This window comes from Streptomyces sp. PT12 (assembly GCF_003311645.1).
Classification (GTDB): Bacteria; Actinomycetota; Actinomycetes; order Streptomycetales; family Streptomycetaceae; genus Streptomyces.
The window spans coordinates 52,599-68,919 of the sequence record NZ_QEST01000272.1; the positions used below are offsets into that span (position 1 = coordinate 52,599).

Below are 16,321 nucleotides of genomic sequence, written 5' to 3' on the forward strand. Positions count from 1 at the left end.
TGACCCGCGCGGTGACCCGACCGGGGGCCGCGGCCGCCGCGTCAGCCGGTCACATCGGCGAGCTTGGCCCTCAGCTGGAGCACCGACTTGGTGTGGATCTGGCTCACCCGGCTCTCCGTGACGCCCAGCACCTCGCCGATCTCCGCGAGCGTCAGCCCCTCGTAGTAGTAGAGGGTCACCACGGTCTTCTCGCGCTCCGGCAGGGTGTTGACCGCGCGGGCCAGCAGGCGGCGCAGCTCGCGGTCCTCGGCCACCTCCACGGGGTTGTCCGCGGCGGTGTCCTCCAGGGTGTCCATCAGGCTGAGCCGGTCGCCGCCCTCGCCTCCGGTGTGCAGCAGCTCCTCGAGGGCCACGACGTTCGCCAGCGACAACTGACTGAAGACCGCGTGCAGTTCGTCCAGGGACACCCCCATCTCCGCAGCCACCTCCGGCTCGGAGGGCGTGCGGCGCAGGGACGCCTCGAGGGTGGCGTAGGCCCGCTCGATCGCCCGCGCCTTCTGCCGCACCGAGCGCGGGATCCAGTCCAGCGCCCGCAGCTCGTCGATCATCGCGCCCCTGATGCGCGTGATGGCGTACGTCTCGAACTTGATGGAACGATCAGGGTCGAACTTCTCGATGGCGTCGATCAGTCCGAACACCCCGGAGGACACGAAGTCGGCCTGCTCCACATTGGGCGGCAGCCCCACGCTCACCCGGCCCGCCACATACTTCACCAGCGGCGAGTAGTGGAGGATCAGCTGCTCCCGCAGCCGCTCGTCGCCGGTGGCCTTGTAGGCGTGCCACAGCTCGTCGAGCGCGGTGGACGGGGCGGAGGGGGTGGCGCCCTCCGCCGCGGCCGGCGCTGCCGGAGCCGCGTGCCGAGGCCCCAAGGAGTGCTGTGGCATGCGTTGTGTTGAGCCGATCTGCGGGATTACGGGTGGGGGTGGGGGTAACGCGACGGGGACTCTGCGAGCGTAGCGTGAGCACGGCGTAGCATTGCGCACGTCGAGGTCGGCGGCTATGCGCAGATACGTTCCGCTGCGCGCACCGTGGGGTTACGCCCGGGCCCTGTCCCGGCGCCTCGGCCGCTTCGCCTCCCTGGGCCGTCTCCTGCGCAACTGCCAGCGCTCGCCCGCCCGTTCGACGAAGCCAAGGGTGCTCAGCTCCCGAAGCCGCGCCTCCACGGCGGCCACTCCCATCCCCGCCTCCCCGGCCACCGCCGCCGCGCCGACCGCGCTCGTCGCGGGCAGCGCGTCGAGCACCCGCGCCGTCTGCGGGGCCAGCAGGTCCCGCGGCACCGCGGGGCCGTTCTCCTCGGTGGCCAGCTCCCCCATCTCCCCGACCAGCTCGATGATTTCGCCCGCGTCGCCGACCGGCGTCGCCTCCCCACGGATCAGCCGGTGCGTCCCCGCCGAGAGCCCTGAGGTCACCGGGCCCGGCACGGCCATCAGATGGCGCCCCAGCCGTCGGGCGTGCCGCGCGGTGATCAGCGCGCCGCTGCGCCGGGCCGCCTCGACCACCACGGTGCCCCGGGTGAGGGCGGCGATCACGCGATTCCGCTGGACGAAGCGGCCGCGGGTGGGGTGGTCGCCCGGCGGCAGCTCGGCCACCAGCAGCCCCTGCTCGGCGATCTCCCGCAACAGCCCGTGATGGAACGCCGGATAGCTCACATCCACCCCGCAGGCCAGCACCCCGACCGTCGTGCCCCCGCCGCGCAGGGCACCCTGGTGGGCCGCGGCGTCGACCCCATCGGCGCCGCCCGAGATCACCGTCCAGCCGCGATCCGCGAGGGTCAGGCCCAACTCGTGTGCCACGAGTGTGCCGTAGTGCGTGCACTTCCGCGCGCCCACGAGCGCCACCGACCGCACCGCCACGAGCCGCAGCGAGCATCCGCCGCGCACCCACAGGCCCAGGGGGCGCGCATGGCCCAGATCGTTCAGCTGGGACGGCCACTCGCGGTCCCCCGGGCACACGAAGCGCCCGCCGAGCCGGGCGATCCACGCCAGGTCCCGCTCCGGCGCCGCCCGCTCGGCGCGCACGAGCAGCCCGTCCCAGCGCGCGGGCGAGAGCTCCGGCGGCCGGGGCCCGCCCGCGCGCAGCGTCCGCCACACCTCCTCGGGGCCCGATCCGGCCAGCCAGCGCCCGGTCAGCCCGTCCCCTGGCTCGACGATCCGCGCCAGCGCCGCCCGCGCCAGGCGGCTCGCCTCGCTCTCCCGCCCCGGAGACGCCGTCATGGCAGGCTCCCCGCCACCCCGGCTCCGCGCCGCACCCCCGTGCGCAACTCCAGCGCGGCGTCGACGTCCTCGGCCGTGGGCCGGTCGTGCCCCGCCAGGTCCGCCACCGTCCAGGCCACCCTCAGCACCCGGTCGAGCCCTCGCGCGGTGAGCAGCCCGCGGTCCATGTCCTGCTCGGCGCGGGCCAGCGCGCTAGGCGGCGGCGACCAGCGGGTGCGCAACTCATGGCCCGCCACCTCGGCGTTGGTCGCCCAGGGAGTCCCGGCGAACCGCGCGGCGGCCCGCTGCCGCGCCTCGAGCACCCGGGCCGCCACCACCGCCGTCGGCTCCCCGCCCGCCGTCGAGATCAACTCCGCCCGGCTCACGGGATCCACCGGCACCCGCAGGTCCACCCGGTCGAGCAGCGGCCCTGAGAGCCGGGCGCGATACCGCCGGACCGTGCTGGGCAGGCAGTCGCAGTCCCCGTAGGGGGAGCCGTGGCGGCCGCACGGGCAGGGGTTCGTCGCGAGGACGAGCAGCACCCGGGCGGGCATCCGCACCACCCCCGCCGACCGGGCCACCACGACATGTCCCGACTCCAGCGGCTGGCGCAGCGCGTCGAGCGCCTGGCCGCTCATCTCGGCGGCCTCGTCGAGGAAGAGGACACCATGGTGCGCCAGCGACACCGCCCCCGGTCTTGGCAGCCCCGTGCCGCCACCCACCAACGCGGCCATCGACGCCGAGTGGTGGGGCGCGCAGTACGGCGGGCGGTCGATCAGCGGCCGCTCGTGCGTCAGCGAGCCGCCCACCGAGTGCACCGCGGTGACCTCCAGCGACTCCTGCCGCGTCAGCGGCGGCAGCAGCCCGGGCAGCCGCTCGGCCAGCATTGTCTTCCCCGCCCCCGGCGCCCCCTTGAGCAGCAGATGGTGGCGGCCCGCGGCGGCCACCTCGAGGGCGCGGCGGGGGAGCCGCTGCCCCGAGACCTCCGCGAGGTCGGGCGGCCGCTCCCCGCCAGGCGTCGTGCAGAGCCCGCCTGGCGGCGGGTGCCCCCAGCCCGCACCGAGGGGCGGGAGCCCTCCTGGCCCTTCGTCGGGCGCGGGCTCGTCGGGCACCGGCTCGTCGGCGAGCACGGCGATCAACTGCCGCAGGCTGCGCACCCCGAGGACCGCCACATCGGGAACGAGCGCCGCCTCCGCCGCCGTCTGCTCGGGCACCACCACCTGGCGGTACCCGGCCTCGGCAGCGGTCAGCACCGCGGGCAGCACGCCCCTGACCGGGCGGACCCGCCCGTCGAGCCCCAACTCGCCGATCATCATCACGTCCTCGATGACCCTGGGGTCGATCCGCTCGGCCGCGGCCAGCACGCTGCACGCCACCGCCAGGTCGAACCCGCTGCCCGTCTTGGGCACCGCCGCCGGGTTCAGCCCGACCGTCAGCTTCTTCTGCGGCCACTGGGCCCCGGAGTTGATCACCGCGGCCCTGACCCGGTCCCTGCTCTCGCTCAGGGACTTGTCCACGAGCCCCACGAGGGAGAAGGTCGCGACGCCGGGCTCCAGATCGGCCTGGACCTCGACCACCACCCCCTCGACGCCGACCAGGGCCACCGCGCACGTGCGGGCGAACGCCATCACGCCACCCCCCTCACATGCTCGACCTGGGGCGCGCCCCGCTCCGGCAGCAGCACCCCCACCATGTCGATCCGCACCCCACCGGGCGGCGGCTCCCCGTGGACCGCGAGCCACCGCTCGCTCAACCACCAGTCCGCCAGCCTCCGCAGCCGCGCGATCTTGTCGGGCGTCACCGCCGCCATCGGATGCTGGAACGCGCCTCCCCGCCGGGTCTTCACCTCGCACACCGCCAGCGCGCCCCCGCGCTCCCGCGGGTCCTGCGCGACGATGTCGATCTCCCCGCCGCGACAGCGCCAGTTCCGCTCGATGACGGCCATGCCCGCCTCCCGCAGTCTGCGGACCGCGAGGTCCTCCCCGAAGCGGCCGAGCCCTCTGCGTCGATCCATCTGTGTGTCACCTCCGTCACCGAGGGTGCGGCAACGCCCGGACAGAAGTGGATCTTGGTGGAAAAACCTCCCCCTGTGGAAAACTCCCTCACTCCTTCGGGGAGATCGACGGCCTGTCGCCCGGGGATGTTCCGGTCCCGTACACTTCTGGTGGCGATCCGGGGTCCCGGATCGACCTCGCATGCCCCGCCGCTTCGGCGTTCCGGCCCGTCCGTGGCGCCGCGGTGGCCGCGTCTCTCGGTCCGTGGAGCGGCCTGTCACCAGGCGGTTCCACGGCGGGCGCGCCGGGGCGTCAGGGGCGCCCGCCCGCCCGGGCGGCGCCGACAACCGAGCGTGAACAAGGAGAACGGCCATGGCCGTCGTCACGATGCGGGAGCTGCTGGAGAGCGGCGTCCACTTCGGGCACCAGACCCGCCGCTGGAACCCCAAGATGAAGCGATTCATCTTCACGGAGCGCAACGGCATTTACATCATCGACCTGCTCCAGTCGCTGTCGTACATCGACCGCGCCTACGAGTTCGTCAAGGAGACCGTCGCCCACGGCGGCACCGTGATGTTCGTCGGCACCAAGAAGCAGGCCCAGCAGGCCATCGCGGAGCAGGCGGCCCGGGTCGGGATGCCCTACGTCAACCAGCGCTGGCTCGGCGGCATGCTGACCAACTTCTCGACCGTGCACAAGAGGCTCCAGCGTCTCAAGGAGCTGGAACAGATCGACTTCGACGACGTGGCCGCCTCGGGCCTCACGAAGAAGGAGCTGCTCGTCCTCTCCCGAGAGAAGGCCAAGCTGGAGAAGACCCTGGGCGGTATCCGCGACATGCAGAAGGTGCCGAGCGCCGTCTGGATCGTGGACACCAAGAAGGAGCACATCGCCGTCGGCGAGGCCCGCAAGCTCAACATCCCGGTCGTCGCGATCCTCGACACCAACTGCGACCCGGACGAGGTCGACTACAAGATCCCGGGCAACGACGACGCGATCCGCTCCGTCACCCTGCTGACCCGCGTGATCGCCGACGCCGTCGCCGAGGGCCTCATCGCCCGTTCCGGCGCCGCCGAGGCCAAGGGCGGCGAGAAGTCGGCCGGTGAGCCCCTGCCCGAGTGGGAGCGCGAGCTGCTCCAGGGCGCGGAGGCCAAGGCCGAAGAGAAGCCCGCCGACGAGCAGCAGCCCGCCGCCGCGACCGCCGAGGCCACCGCCCCGGCCGCGGCCGAGGCGCCCGCCGAGCAGAGCTGACCCCCGCCTTTTCGAACGACGACTTCCGGAAGAGAATCACGTAACCATGGCGAACTTCACCGCCGCCGACGTCAAGAAGCTCAGGGAGCTGACCGGCGCCGGCATGATGGACTGCAAGAAGGCTCTCGACGAGTCCGGGGGGGACGTGGCCAAGGCCGTCGAGATCCTCCGCGTCAAGGGCCAGAAGGGCGTGGCCAAGCGCGAGAGCCGCACGGCCGAGAACGGCGCGGTGGTGGCCCTGATCGCCGACGACCGGGCCTCGGGCGTGCTGGTCGAGCTGAAGTGCGAGACGGACTTCGTCGCCAAGGGCGAGAAGTTCCAAAAGGTCGCCCAGGCCATCGCCGAGCACGTCTTCGCGACCGCCCCGGCCGACCTGGCGACGCTGCTCACCTCGGAGATCGAGGCGGGCAAGTCCGTGAAGGACTACGTCGACGAGGCCAACGTGAGCCTGGGCGAGAAGATCGTCCTCGACCGCTACGCCCGCTTCGCCGGCACCTATGTGGGCTCCTACCTGCACCGCACCAGCCCCGACCTGCCGCCGCAGGTCGGCGTCCTGGTCGAGCTGGCCGAGGAGAACGCCGATGTCGCCAAGGACGTGGCGCAGCACATCGCGGCGTTCGCGCCGAAGTTCCTCACCCGTGAGGACGTCCCGGCCGACGTGGTGGAGAGCGAGCGCCGCATCGCCGAGGCGACGGCGCGCGAGGAGGGCAAGCCCGAGGGCGCGCTCCCGAGGATCGTGGAGGGCCGGGTCACCGGCTTCTACAAGGAGAACGTCCTCCTCGACCAGCCCTTCGCCAAGGACAACAAGAAGACCGTTCAGAAGGTGCTCACCGAGGCCGGCGCCACGGTGAAGGGCTTCGCCCGCTTCCGCGTCGGCGCCTGACCCGGCGCACGCACCGCGCCGCCGTGCCTCGGTCGGCGGCGGAACGGACGTTACCCGGCTATTGTCGGGCGGAAGGCCGTCCGGCCGGGGCCACCCGGTCGTGGCGACCGCAGTTGTGACGAGGAGGCCATTGCCCAGCAGGGGAGCCGCATGGATCCACTGGCAGTGGCCTCCTTGGCGTGTGTGCACGAGGAGACATCCATGAATCAGGACGACAAGCCCCGGCGTTTCCTGCTGAAACTGTCGGGTGAAGCCTTCGCGGGCGGCGGCGGGCTCGGTGTCGATCCCGATGTCGTGCACAAGATGGCGCGCGAGATCGCCGCGGTGGTGCGGGACGGCGCCCAGATCGCCGTCGTGATCGGCGGCGGCAACTTCTTCAGGGGCGCCGAGCTCCAGCAGCGCGGCATGGACCGGGCCCGCTCCGACTACATGGGCATGCTCGGCACCGTCATGAACTGCCTTGCCCTCCAGGATTTCCTGGAGAAGGAGGGCATCGACTCCCGCGTGCAGACCGCCATCACGATGGGCCAGGTCGCCGAGCCGTACATCCCGCTGCGCGCGGTGCGCCACCTGGAGAAGGGCCGGGTCGTCATCTTCGGCGCCGGCATGGGGATGCCGTACTTCTCCACCGACACCACCGCCGCCCAGCGCGCCCTCGAGATCGACGCCGAGGCGCTGCTGATGGGTAAGAACGGCGTCGACGGCGTCTACGACTCGGACCCCGCGAAGAACCCCGACGCCGTGAAGTTCGACGCGCTCGACTACGGCGAGGTCATCACGCGCGACCTCAAGGTGGCCGACTCCACGGCGATCACCCTGTGCCGGGACAACAAGCTGCCCATCCTCGTCTTCGAACTGCTGGCGGAGGGCAATATCGCCCGCGCCGTGAGGGGTGAGAAGATCGGCACACTCGTCAACAGCCAGGGTCGGCGGGCCTGAAGCCGCCAGCCCCCGCCCCGCATTCCGCTCACCCCATCGAACCAGGAGCACACGGTGATCGAAGAAGCCCTCCTCGAGGCTGAGGAGAAGATGGAGAAGGCCGTCCTGGTCGCCAAGGACGACCTGGCCGCCATCCGTACCGGCCGCGCGCACCCGGCGATGTTCAACAAGATCGTTGCCGAGTACTACGGCACCATGACCCCGATCAACCAGCTGGCGTCGTTCTCGGTGCCCGAGGCCCGCATGGCCGTGGTGACCCCGTTCGACAAGAGCTCCCTGCGCAACATCGAGCAGGCCATCAGGGACTCCGACCTCGGCGTCAACCCCACCAACGACGGGCACCTCATCCGCGTGGTCTTCCCCGAGCTGACCGAGGAGCGCCGCCGCGAGTACATCAAGGTGGCGCGCGCCAAGGGCGAGGACGCCAAGATCTCGATCCGCGGCGTCCGGCGCAAGGCCAAGGAGATCATGGACAAGGCCATCAAGGACGGCGAGGTCGGCGAGGACGAGGGCCGCCGCGGCGAGAAGGAGCTCGACGACACCACGGCCAAGTACGTCGCCCAGGTGGACGAGCTGCTGAAGCACAAGGAAGCCGAGCTGCTCGAAGTCTGACCGGAAAGACGCTGTCCGCTGTGAATGACTCATCCTGGGGGCTGCCCCCGGTCGCCGGCTACGTCGGTCCCCCCGCCGACCAGCCGCGCGCCGCCCCGGCGGGTCCCGTACGCGAATCGGGACCGGCGGCGCAGACTCGCCCTATGTCGAACGTGCCCGCCCCGAGCGGCGGGGAGCCTGAGAGGTGGGGCGAGAACGAGGGGCGGCAGCCGGGGAAGAAGCGGGCCGGCCGTAACCTCCGCGCCGCCGTCGGGGTCGGCCTCGGCCTCGGCGCCGTGGTCGTGGCGACGCTGTTCCTCTACAAGCCCGCGTTCCTGGCCGTGATAGTGGCGGCCGTCGTCGTGGGGTCGTGGGAGCTCTCCGCCCGGCTCGCCGAGCGCAAGCGCATCCATGTGCCGCTGCCGCCGCTCGCGGTGGGCGGCGCCGCCACGGTGGTGGCCGGATATCTCGGGGGACCCGAGGGCGCGTGGGTGGCGACGGCGTTCACCGCGCTCGCCATTCTCGTCTGGCGCATGATCCACCCCCCGGAGAACTACCTGCGGGACGTCACGGCGGGGGTGTTCACCGCCTTCTACGTGCCCTTCCTCGCCACGTTCGTCGCGCTCATGCTCGCCGCCGACGACGGCCACTGGCGCGTGCTCACCTTCCTGGTGCTGACCGTGGTGAGCGACACGGGCGCCTACGCCGTCGGCTGGCGCGTGGGGCGCCGCAAGCTCGCCCCGCGCATCAGCCCGGGCAAGACCCGTGAAGGGCTCGCCGGAGCCGTGGCGTTCGCGATGGCCGCGGGCGCGCTGTGCATGCACTTCCTGATCGACGGCGGCACCTGGTGGGAGGGTCTGGTCCTCGGCCTCGGCGTCGCGGCCAGCGCCACCCTGGGCGACCTGGGCGAGTCGATGATCAAACGGGACCTGGGCATCAAGGACATGGGAACGCTCCTCCCGGGCCACGGCGGGATCATGGACCGCCTCGACTCGCTCCTGCCCACCGCTCCCGTGGTGTGGCTGCTGCTGCTCGCCTTCGCGGGCGCGGGCTGACCGCGCGATCTGCGACACTTGGCCGCATCATGCCTGCACCAGGAGAGCTCACGTTCGTCGCGCCGCGCGGGGCGGCCAAGCCCCCGCGGCACCTTGCCGACCTCACCCCCGACGAGCGCCGCGCGGCGGTCGCCGAGCTGGGGGAGAAGCCGTTTCGCGCCCGGCAGCTGTCGCGGCACTACTTCGCGCGGCTGGCCGACGACCCCGCGGCCTGGACGGACATCCCGGCCGCGTCGCGCGAGCGGCTGGCGGGGGCGCTGCTGCCCCGGCTGATGACGCCGGTCCGCCACCTCAGCTGCGACGAGGGGGCCACGCGCAAGACACTGTGGCGCCTCCACGACGGGACGCTCGTGGAGTCCGTGCTGATGCGCTATCCGGACCGCGTGACGATGTGTGTCTCCTCACAGGCGGGCTGCGGGATGAACTGCCCGTTCTGCGCGACCGGTCAGGCCGGGCTCGACCGCAACCTCTCGACCGCCGAGATCGTGCACCAGATCGTGGACGGCATGCGCGCGCTGCGCGACGGCGAGGTCCCCGGCGGCCCGGCGCGGCTCTCCAACATCGTGTTCATGGGCATGGGCGAGCCGCTGGCCAACTACCGCAGGGTGACCGGCGCGATCCGCCGCCTCACCGACGCGGACCCGGACGGCGTGGGCCTGTCCCAGCGCGGGATCACCGTGTCCACCGTGGGCCTGGTGCCCGCGATGCTGCGCTTCGCCGACGAGGGCTTCTCGTGCCGCCTCGCGGTCTCGCTGCACGCCCCCGACGACGAGCTGCGCGACACCCTCGTCCCGGTGAACACCCGCTGGAAGGTGCGGGAGGTGCTTGACGCGGCATGGCGGTACGCCGACAGGTCGGGCCGCCGCGTCTCTATCGAGTACGCGCTGATCCGCGACATCAACGACCAGGCGTGGCGCGCCGATCTGCTGGGGCGGCTGCTCAAGGGCCATGGGGCGCACGTCAATCTGATCCCGCTCAACCCCACGCCCGGGTCGAAGTGGACCGCCTCGCGCCCCGAGGACGAGCGGGCGTTCGTCGCGGGGCTCGAGGCGCACGGCGTCCCGGTCACCGTGCGGGACACCAGGGGCCAGGAGATCGACGGCGCGTGCGGTCAGCTGGCCGCGGCGGAGCGGGAGTAGCCGGGGCCGGGGTGGCCGGGGCGAGGGGTGCCCTCGGGTGCCCGAGGGCACCCCCTGCTATCGTGACGCGGTACAACCATAAAACCGTCACACATTCCGACAGGGGAGCGCTCGCAGCGCTGAGAGTGCGGCACCGGCCGCAGACCCTCGAACCTCGCCCAGGTCATGCTGGGTAGGAAGTTCGGATCTTCTCTCGCGTGCTGCCGTCGTGTGTCCTGTCACGAAAGCGGCACCCATGAAGCGCACCCCCATAGCCGGTCCCCTCCTGCCGGGCCTCGCCCTGGTCGTCGGCGCCGGGCTGCTGACCGCCTGCGGGGACGACGGCGGGGACGACAACGGCTCGGGGAACGATGCGGGCCCCGGCGGGGGCACGGTCACGGTGGTCACCCATGACTCGTTCCTGGTCTCTGACGACGTGCTCGCCACGTTCACCGAGGAGACGGGCCACACGGTGGAGATCCTGCGTGGCGGCGACGCGGGCGTGATGGTCAACCAGGCGGTGCTCTCCGCGGGCAACCCCCAGGGCGATGTGATCTTCGGCCTCGACAACACCCTGCTCTCCCGCGCCCTCGACGCCGGGATCCTGACCCCGCACACCGCCCAGGGGCTCGACGCCGTCCCCGACGCGTACCAACTCGACCCGGACGAGCACCGGGTGACCCCCGTGGACACCGGGGACATCTGCGTCAACTACGACCGCGCGTGGTTCGCCGACGCGGGGCTCGCCCCGCCCGAGACGTTCGAGGACCTGGCCGACCCCGCCTACCGCGACCTGCTCGTGGTGCAGAACGCCGCCACCTCGTCGCCCGGCCTCGGCTTCCTGCTCGGCACCGTCGCCGCCTTCGGCGAGGACGGCTGGGCCGACTACTGGCAGAGGCTCGCGGACAACGGCGTGGAGGTCGTGGACGGCTGGGAGCAGGCGTACAACGAACGCTTCTCTGGCGCGGGGAACGGCGACCGCCCGCTGGTCGTCTCCTATGCCTCGTCGCCGCCCGCCGGGGTGGTCTACGGCGGCGAGGAGCGGCCCGACGAGGCGCCGACGGGCGTGGTCACCGGGACGTGCTTCCGGCAGGTCGAGTTCGCCGGGCTGCTCGAGGGGGCGGCCAACCCCGAGGGCGGGAGGGCGTTTCTCGACTTCCTGCTGACGCGGGACTTCCAGGAGGACATGCCGCTCCAGATGTTCGTCAACCCGGTGGTCGACGGGGCCGAGGTGCCCGAGGAGTTCACGCGGTACGGGGCGACGGTCGACGACCCGCTGACGATGGCGCCCGACGACATCACGGCGGGCCGCGAGCGGTGGATCGAGGAGTGGACCTCCCTGGTCGTCAGGTGAGGCGCGGCGCGGGGCGCGGAGCCGCCGCCCGGCTGGCGCTGCTGGCCGTGCCGCTGGCGTTTCTCGCGCTGTTCTTCGCCTACCCGGTCGCGGCCATCACCGGGCGCGGGCTGCGCGGCGACGGCGCGTGGCAGCTCTCGCGCGCCGTGGATGTGCTCACCGCGCCCGGGATCGGCGACGTGCTGTGGTTCACGCTGTGGCAGGCGGCGGCCTCCACCGCGCTCACGCTGGCCCTCGGCCTGCCGGGCGCCTACGTGTTCGCCCGCCTCGACTTCCCGGGCAAACGGCTCCTGCACGCCGTCGTCGCCGTGCCGTTCGTGCTGCCGACCGTGGTGACGGGCGCGGCGTTCCTCGCCCTGCTCGGGCGCGGCGGGCTGCTGGAGACGCGGTGGGGGATACGCCTCGACGACGGCGTCTGGGCGATCCTGCTGGCCCACGCCTTCTTCAACTACGCGGTCGTCGTGCGCACCGTCGGCGGGCTGTGGGCCCAGCTCGACCCGCGCCAGGAGGAGGCGGCGCGGGTGCTCGGCGCGGGCAGGTTCGCCGCGTGGCGCCGTGTGACGCTGCCCGCGCTCGGGCCCTCGGTGGCCGCGGCGGGGCTGCTGGTGTTCCTGTTCACCTTCACCTCGTTCGGCGTGATCCAGATCCTGGGCGGGCCCCGCTACGCCACGCTGGAGGTGGAGATCTACCGGCGGACCGCGCAACTGCTCGACCTGCCGACCGCCGCGGTGCTTACGCTGCTCCAACTCGCCCTCGTCGCCGCGCTGCTGGGGGCGCACGCGCTGATCACGCGCCGTGCGGAGTCCGCCCTGGCGCTCACCGACCCCGCGGGCAACGCCGCGCGCCCGCGCGGGGGAGCCCAGTGGGCGCTGCTCGGCGGCACCCTCGCGGTGATCGCCCTGCTGCTCCTGCTGCCGCTCGCCGTCCTGGTCGAGCGCTCCCTGTCGGTGAACGGCGGCTATGGCCTCGCGCACTACAGGGCGCTCGCGGGCACCGAGAGCGGAACGTTCGTCGTGGCCCCCTGGGAGGCCATCGGGACGTCGCTGCGCTACGCCGCCGTCGCCACCGCGATCGCGCTCGCCGTCGGGGGCCTGGCCGCGGCGGCGCTGACCCGGCGCGCGGGGCGTTTCACGCGCGGCTTCGACGCGCTGCTGATGCTGCCGCTTGGCACGTCGGCGGTCACGGTGGGCTTCGGCTTCCTGATCGCGCTCGACGAGCCGCCGCTCGACCTGCGCTCGTCGTGGGTCCTGGTGCCGCTGGCCCAGGCGCTGGTGGGCGTGCCCTTCGTGGTGCGGGTGCTGCTTCCCGTGCTGCGTGCGGTGGACGAGCGGCTGCGCGAGGCGGCCGCGGTGCTTGGCGCCTCGCCGCTGCGCGCGTGGCGCGAGGTGGACCTGCCGCTGGTGCGCAGGGCGCTGCTGGTCGCGGCGGGGTTCGCGTTCGCGGTGTCGCTCGGCGAGTTCGGGGCGACGGTGTTCATCGCGCGGGCCGACTCCCCGACGCTCCCGGTGGCCGTGGCGCGGCTGCTCGGCCGGGCGGGGGAGCTCAACTACGGGCAGGCGATGGCGCTTTCCACGGTGCTGATGCTGGTGTGCGCGCTGACCCTGCTCGCGCTGGAGAGTCTGCGCCCCGCGACAGGGCGCGGGGGACGAGGGGAGTGGGTGGTGTGAGCGCCCTTCTGAGGGTGTCCGCGGTGTCCGTGGCCTATGGCGGGCGCACCGCGCTCGACGCCGTGGACCTCGCGGTCGCCGAGCACGAGACCGTGTGCGTGCTCGGCCCCAGCGGCAGCGGCAAGTCCACGCTGCTGCGCGCGGTGGCGGGGCTCACCCAGGTGGACGCGGGAACGATCCTGCTCGAGGGCCGCGACCAGGCGGGGGTGCCGACGCACCGGCGCGGGGTGGGGCTGATGTTCCAGGACCACCAGCTGTTCCCGCAGCGGGACATCGCGGGCAACATCGCGTTCGGCCTGCGCATGCGCGGGGTCGCGCGCGCCGAGGCGCGCCGGCGCGTGGCCGAGCTGCTCGACCTCGTCGGGCTCCCGGGCGCCGAGCGCCGCGCCGTCTCCGCGCTCTCCGGGGGGGAGCAGCAACGGGTCGCGCTCGCCCGGGCGTTGGCGCCCCGGCCGCGGCTGCTGATGCTGGACGAGCCGCTGGGGCAGCTCGACCGGGACCTGCGCGAGCGGCTCGTCGTGGAGCTGCGCCAGCTGTTCAGGGCCCTGGGCACCACCGTGCTCGCCGTCACCCATGACCAGGGGGAGGCGTTCGCGCTGGCCGACCGCGTGGTGGTGATGCGCGAGGGCCGCGTGGCCCAGTCGGGCACCCCGGTGGAGGTGTGGCGGCGCCCCGCCGACGCGTTCGTGGCCCGCTTCCTCGGCTTCCGCAACGTGGCCGAGGCGACCGTGCGCGCCGCCGAGCCCGTCGCCGACACGCCCTGGGGCCCCGTGCCGGTCGCCCTCGGCACGCCGCCGGGGCCAGGGCGGCTGCTGATCCGCCCCTCGGGCGTGCGGCTCGCCGCGGCGGGGGCGGCTCGGGGGGCGCCTGCGGCGGCGCGCGCGGTGGTGCGGGGGCGCACCTTCCGCGGGGACCATGTTCTGCTGCTTCTCGAGCCGGAGCGCGGACCGGCGCTCGAAGCGGCGTGCGCGCTGGTGGACGCGCCGACGGAGGGCGCGAAGGTCGGCCTGGCCTTCGACGCGGCGGATGTCGTGACCCTGCCGGGCGACTGACCGCCGCGCGCCGGTCGCGGGCGCGGGCGAACGTTCCGCCCCGGTTCTCCGTCCTAGCGGGGTCGCGGGGAGAGCCGCGGGGGAACGACGAGGGGGCCGCGGACGAGGGGGCCGCGGACGACGGGACGGGTGACGGCACGGGCCTGACCCCGGCCGACGAGGCGCGGCTGCGGCTCGCACTCGCGCTGATCGCCGAGGGCGATGTGCCGGCCGTGCGGGACGCGCCCGAGCCGGGGCGGCTGCGCGTGACGTTCGCCGTCGACGACTGGATCAGGCCCGCGGAAGGCGGGGCGCGGGTCGATCTCGACGTGGCGGACCCGCGCGTGGACGGCCTCGGCGCGCCGTGGGACGAGGGCCCCCACGCGCTGATCGTGGTGCCCGCCAGGGAGGACCTGATCGTCGACGTCTTCGAGGCCCCCGAGCTGGCCGAGCGGCGCGCCGAGATCGAGGCCCTGCTCCCCGTGACCGGGGACGTCCCGTGCCCGCCGCCCTGGCGCGAGACGCCCTGAGCGCCCAACGCCGGGGAACGCGCCGGAGATTGATGAAAGTTTTCATCTAGGCGGGGTGGCGGCGGCGAAGTAAATTGTCGGCTCGCACCCCCAACTTCCGGGAGAAGCCCGCATGAGACGGATCCTGCCCACCCTGCTCGCGTGTCTCGGCCTGCTCTGCGGCGGCCTGGCCGCCGCGGGGCCCGCCGCGGCCGACGACGGCAACCCGCCCGAGCAGTGGCGCAGTTACTGGGTCGACGCCTTCAACGAGGGCATATACACGCCCGACCAGGTCGACGCGCTGATCGACGACGCCCTCGCCGTCAACGCCAACGCCCTCGTCGTGCAGACGGCCCGCCGTTACGACTGCTTCTGCAACCGTGCGCTCTACCCCCGCACGGACGCCGCCATCGACCCCGCGCCCTACGACCCGCTCGAGCACGTCATCGACCGGGCCCACGCCGTGGGCCTCGAGGTGCACGCCTGGGTCAACGTCAACACCATGTGGAACAGCGTCACTCCGCCCACGTCGCCCGACCACGTCTTCAACCAGCACGGCCCCACCGCCCAGGGCGCCGAGCGCTGGCTCAACAAGAAGGCCGACGGCACCGAACTCGTGGGTGCCAACGCCTACATCGACCCCGGCCACCCCGCGGCCGTCGAGTACATCGTCTCCGCGATCCAGAGCATCGTCGCCGAGTACGACGTGGACGGGATCAACCTCGACTACATCCGCTACCCCGACGGCAGCGCCCAGACCACCCACAGCGACTGGGGCTACAACGACGTCTCCGTGGCGCGCTTCCAGGCCGCCACGGGCCGCACCGACGTGCCCGACCCCGCCGACCAGCAGTGGGGCGACTGGCGCCGCGACCAGGTGACGGGCCTGGTGCGCCGCATCTACCTCGGCCTGTGGGAGACCGACCCGACCGCGCGCCTGTCGATGGACGCCATCACCTATGGCTACGGCCCGCAGTCCGTCGGCGGCTGGGAGGGCACGCGCACCTACGCGGAGGTGCTCCAGGACTGGGACGGCTGGCTGGACGAGGGCATCATGGACACCGTCGTCACCATGAACTACAAGCGGAACTGGCAGCCCGACCAGGCCAGGATGTTCAGCGAGTGGTCGGAGTACCTGGCCGACGCGCAGGGCGACCGACAGGCGGTCAACGGCCCCGCCCTCTACCTGAACTCGGTCGACGACAGCCTCGCCCAGGTCACCGAGGCCCTCGCCCCCACCGAGGCGGGCAACACGGCGGCGGGCTGGAGCGGCTACTCCTACGCGAGCCCCAGCCTTGACGCGGCCACCGCGGGCGCGGACGCCGAACGGCAGCGGCTGGCCGAGGCGTTGACGACCGGCCCCGACGCGCCGTTCGCCCAGGAGGCGGCGGTGCCGGGCATGGACTGGAAGGAGGCGCCCAGGGAGGGCCATGTCACCGGCGAGTTGACGCTGCGGAACGGCACCCCGCTCGATGGCGCCGAGGTCACCCTCACCCCGCTCGTGGGCGGCGGCGAGCTGACGCGGTCGGCGGACGGCTCGGGCTGGTTCGGCTTCGCCCATGTCGACCCCGGGCTCTACCTGGTCACCGCCGACCTGCCGCGCGGCGTGGTCGGCGCGCCGGTCACGGTGGTGAGGGTCACGCGGGGCGAGATCGCGGAGGCGGACTTCCCGCAGTTCATCGGCCTTCCCTGACGCGCGGCCAGGGCCCGCCGCGTCCCCGCGGGCCCTGGCCGTGGCGT

At 73.1% G+C, this 16,321-nt stretch carries 15 protein-coding genes and 1 riboswitch; of the genes, 11 read left to right on the top strand and 4 right to left on the bottom strand.

Going from position 1 to position 16,321, the window contains the following annotated elements; genetic code table 11:
- Positions 1 to 41: 41 nt before the first annotated feature.
- From whiG to DEH69_RS28660, 4 genes are all read right to left on the bottom strand, one after another.
- Positions 42 to 884: an RNA polymerase sigma factor WhiG gene (gene whiG, locus DEH69_RS28645; protein ID WP_113689893.1), complete on the bottom strand. Its 843-nt coding sequence runs from the start codon at positions 882 to 884 to the stop codon at positions 42 to 44.
- Positions 885 to 1,034: 150 nt separating this feature from the next.
- Positions 1,035 to 2,213: a DNA-processing protein DprA gene (gene dprA, locus DEH69_RS28650; RefSeq protein WP_113689894.1), complete on the bottom strand. Its 1,179-nt coding sequence runs from the start codon at positions 2,211 to 2,213 to the stop codon at positions 1,035 to 1,037.
- Positions 2,210 to 3,820, bottom strand: coding sequence for a YifB family Mg chelatase-like AAA ATPase (locus DEH69_RS28655; protein WP_113689895.1), 1,611 nt, complete (start codon positions 3,818 to 3,820; stop codon positions 2,210 to 2,212). The genes dprA and DEH69_RS28655 overlap by 4 nt, the downstream gene beginning before the upstream one ends.
- A complete protein-coding gene (locus DEH69_RS28660) occupies positions 3,820 to 4,206 on the bottom strand; it encodes a YraN family protein (protein WP_113689896.1) in 387 nt (128 codons plus the stop codon). Before DEH69_RS28660 ends, DEH69_RS28655 begins: the two co-directional genes overlap by 1 nt.
- A gap of 352 nt (positions 4,207 to 4,558) precedes the next feature.
- Here DEH69_RS28660 and rpsB point away from each other — a divergent pair, with 352 nt between their 5' ends.
- The 11 genes from rpsB (at position 4,559) to DEH69_RS28715 (ending at position 16,274) form a co-directional block, all read left to right on the top strand.
- Entirely contained in the window at positions 4,559 to 5,434 is an 876-nt protein-coding gene (gene rpsB, locus DEH69_RS28665; RefSeq protein WP_113689897.1) for a 30S ribosomal protein S2, read from the top strand.
- Positions 5,435 to 5,480: 46 nt separating this feature from the next.
- Positions 5,481 to 6,317 carry a translation elongation factor Ts gene (gene tsf, locus DEH69_RS28670; RefSeq protein WP_113689898.1) on the top strand — a complete coding sequence of 279 codons (837 nt, stop codon included), beginning with the start codon at positions 5,481 to 5,483 and terminating at the stop codon, positions 6,315 to 6,317.
- A gap of 201 nt (positions 6,318 to 6,518) precedes the next feature.
- Positions 6,519 to 7,256, top strand: a complete 738-nt coding sequence (gene pyrH, locus DEH69_RS28675) for a UMP kinase (protein WP_113689899.1) — start codon at positions 6,519 to 6,521, stop codon at positions 7,254 to 7,256.
- Between the two features lie 54 nt (positions 7,257 to 7,310).
- Complete coding sequence (gene frr / locus DEH69_RS28680) at positions 7,311 to 7,868, top strand: ribosome recycling factor (protein WP_113689900.1); 558 nt, start codon at positions 7,311 to 7,313, stop codon at positions 7,866 to 7,868.
- Between the two features lie 20 nt (positions 7,869 to 7,888).
- Positions 7,889 to 8,902 carry a phosphatidate cytidylyltransferase gene (locus tag DEH69_RS28685; RefSeq protein ID WP_113689901.1) on the top strand — a complete coding sequence of 338 codons (1,014 nt, stop codon included), beginning with the start codon at positions 7,889 to 7,891 and terminating at the stop codon, positions 8,900 to 8,902.
- Positions 8,903 to 8,931: 29 nt separating this feature from the next.
- On the top strand, positions 8,932 to 10,041 hold the full coding sequence (rlmN, locus tag DEH69_RS28690; RefSeq protein WP_113689902.1) for a 23S rRNA (adenine(2503)-C(2))-methyltransferase RlmN: 1,110 nt from the start codon (positions 8,932 to 8,934) through the stop codon (positions 10,039 to 10,041).
- A gap of 91 nt (positions 10,042 to 10,132) precedes the next feature.
- A riboswitch (TPP riboswitch) is annotated at positions 10,133 to 10,238 on the top strand.
- Between the two features lie 38 nt (positions 10,239 to 10,276).
- A complete protein-coding gene (locus DEH69_RS28695) occupies positions 10,277 to 11,374 on the top strand; it encodes a thiamine ABC transporter substrate binding subunit (RefSeq protein WP_113689903.1) in 1,098 nt (365 codons plus the stop codon).
- Entirely contained in the window at positions 11,371 to 13,041 is a 1,671-nt protein-coding gene (locus DEH69_RS28700) for an iron ABC transporter permease (protein ID WP_258535031.1), read from the top strand. The genes DEH69_RS28695 and DEH69_RS28700 overlap by 4 nt, the downstream gene beginning before the upstream one ends.
- Positions 13,029 to 14,093 (top strand): ABC transporter ATP-binding protein, encoded by a 1,065-nt coding sequence (locus DEH69_RS28705; protein ID WP_181727644.1) that lies wholly within the window; start codon positions 13,029 to 13,031, stop codon positions 14,091 to 14,093. Before DEH69_RS28700 ends, DEH69_RS28705 begins: the two co-directional genes overlap by 13 nt.
- A gap of 212 nt (positions 14,094 to 14,305) precedes the next feature.
- Positions 14,306 to 14,602: a hypothetical protein gene (locus DEH69_RS28710; protein WP_147255904.1), complete on the top strand. Its 297-nt coding sequence runs from the start codon at positions 14,306 to 14,308 to the stop codon at positions 14,600 to 14,602.
- 112 nt (positions 14,603 to 14,714) lie between these two features.
- Positions 14,715 to 16,274: a family 10 glycosylhydrolase gene (locus tag DEH69_RS28715; protein ID WP_113689907.1), complete on the top strand. Its 1,560-nt coding sequence runs from the start codon at positions 14,715 to 14,717 to the stop codon at positions 16,272 to 16,274.
- Positions 16,275 to 16,321: the final 47 nt, after the last annotated feature.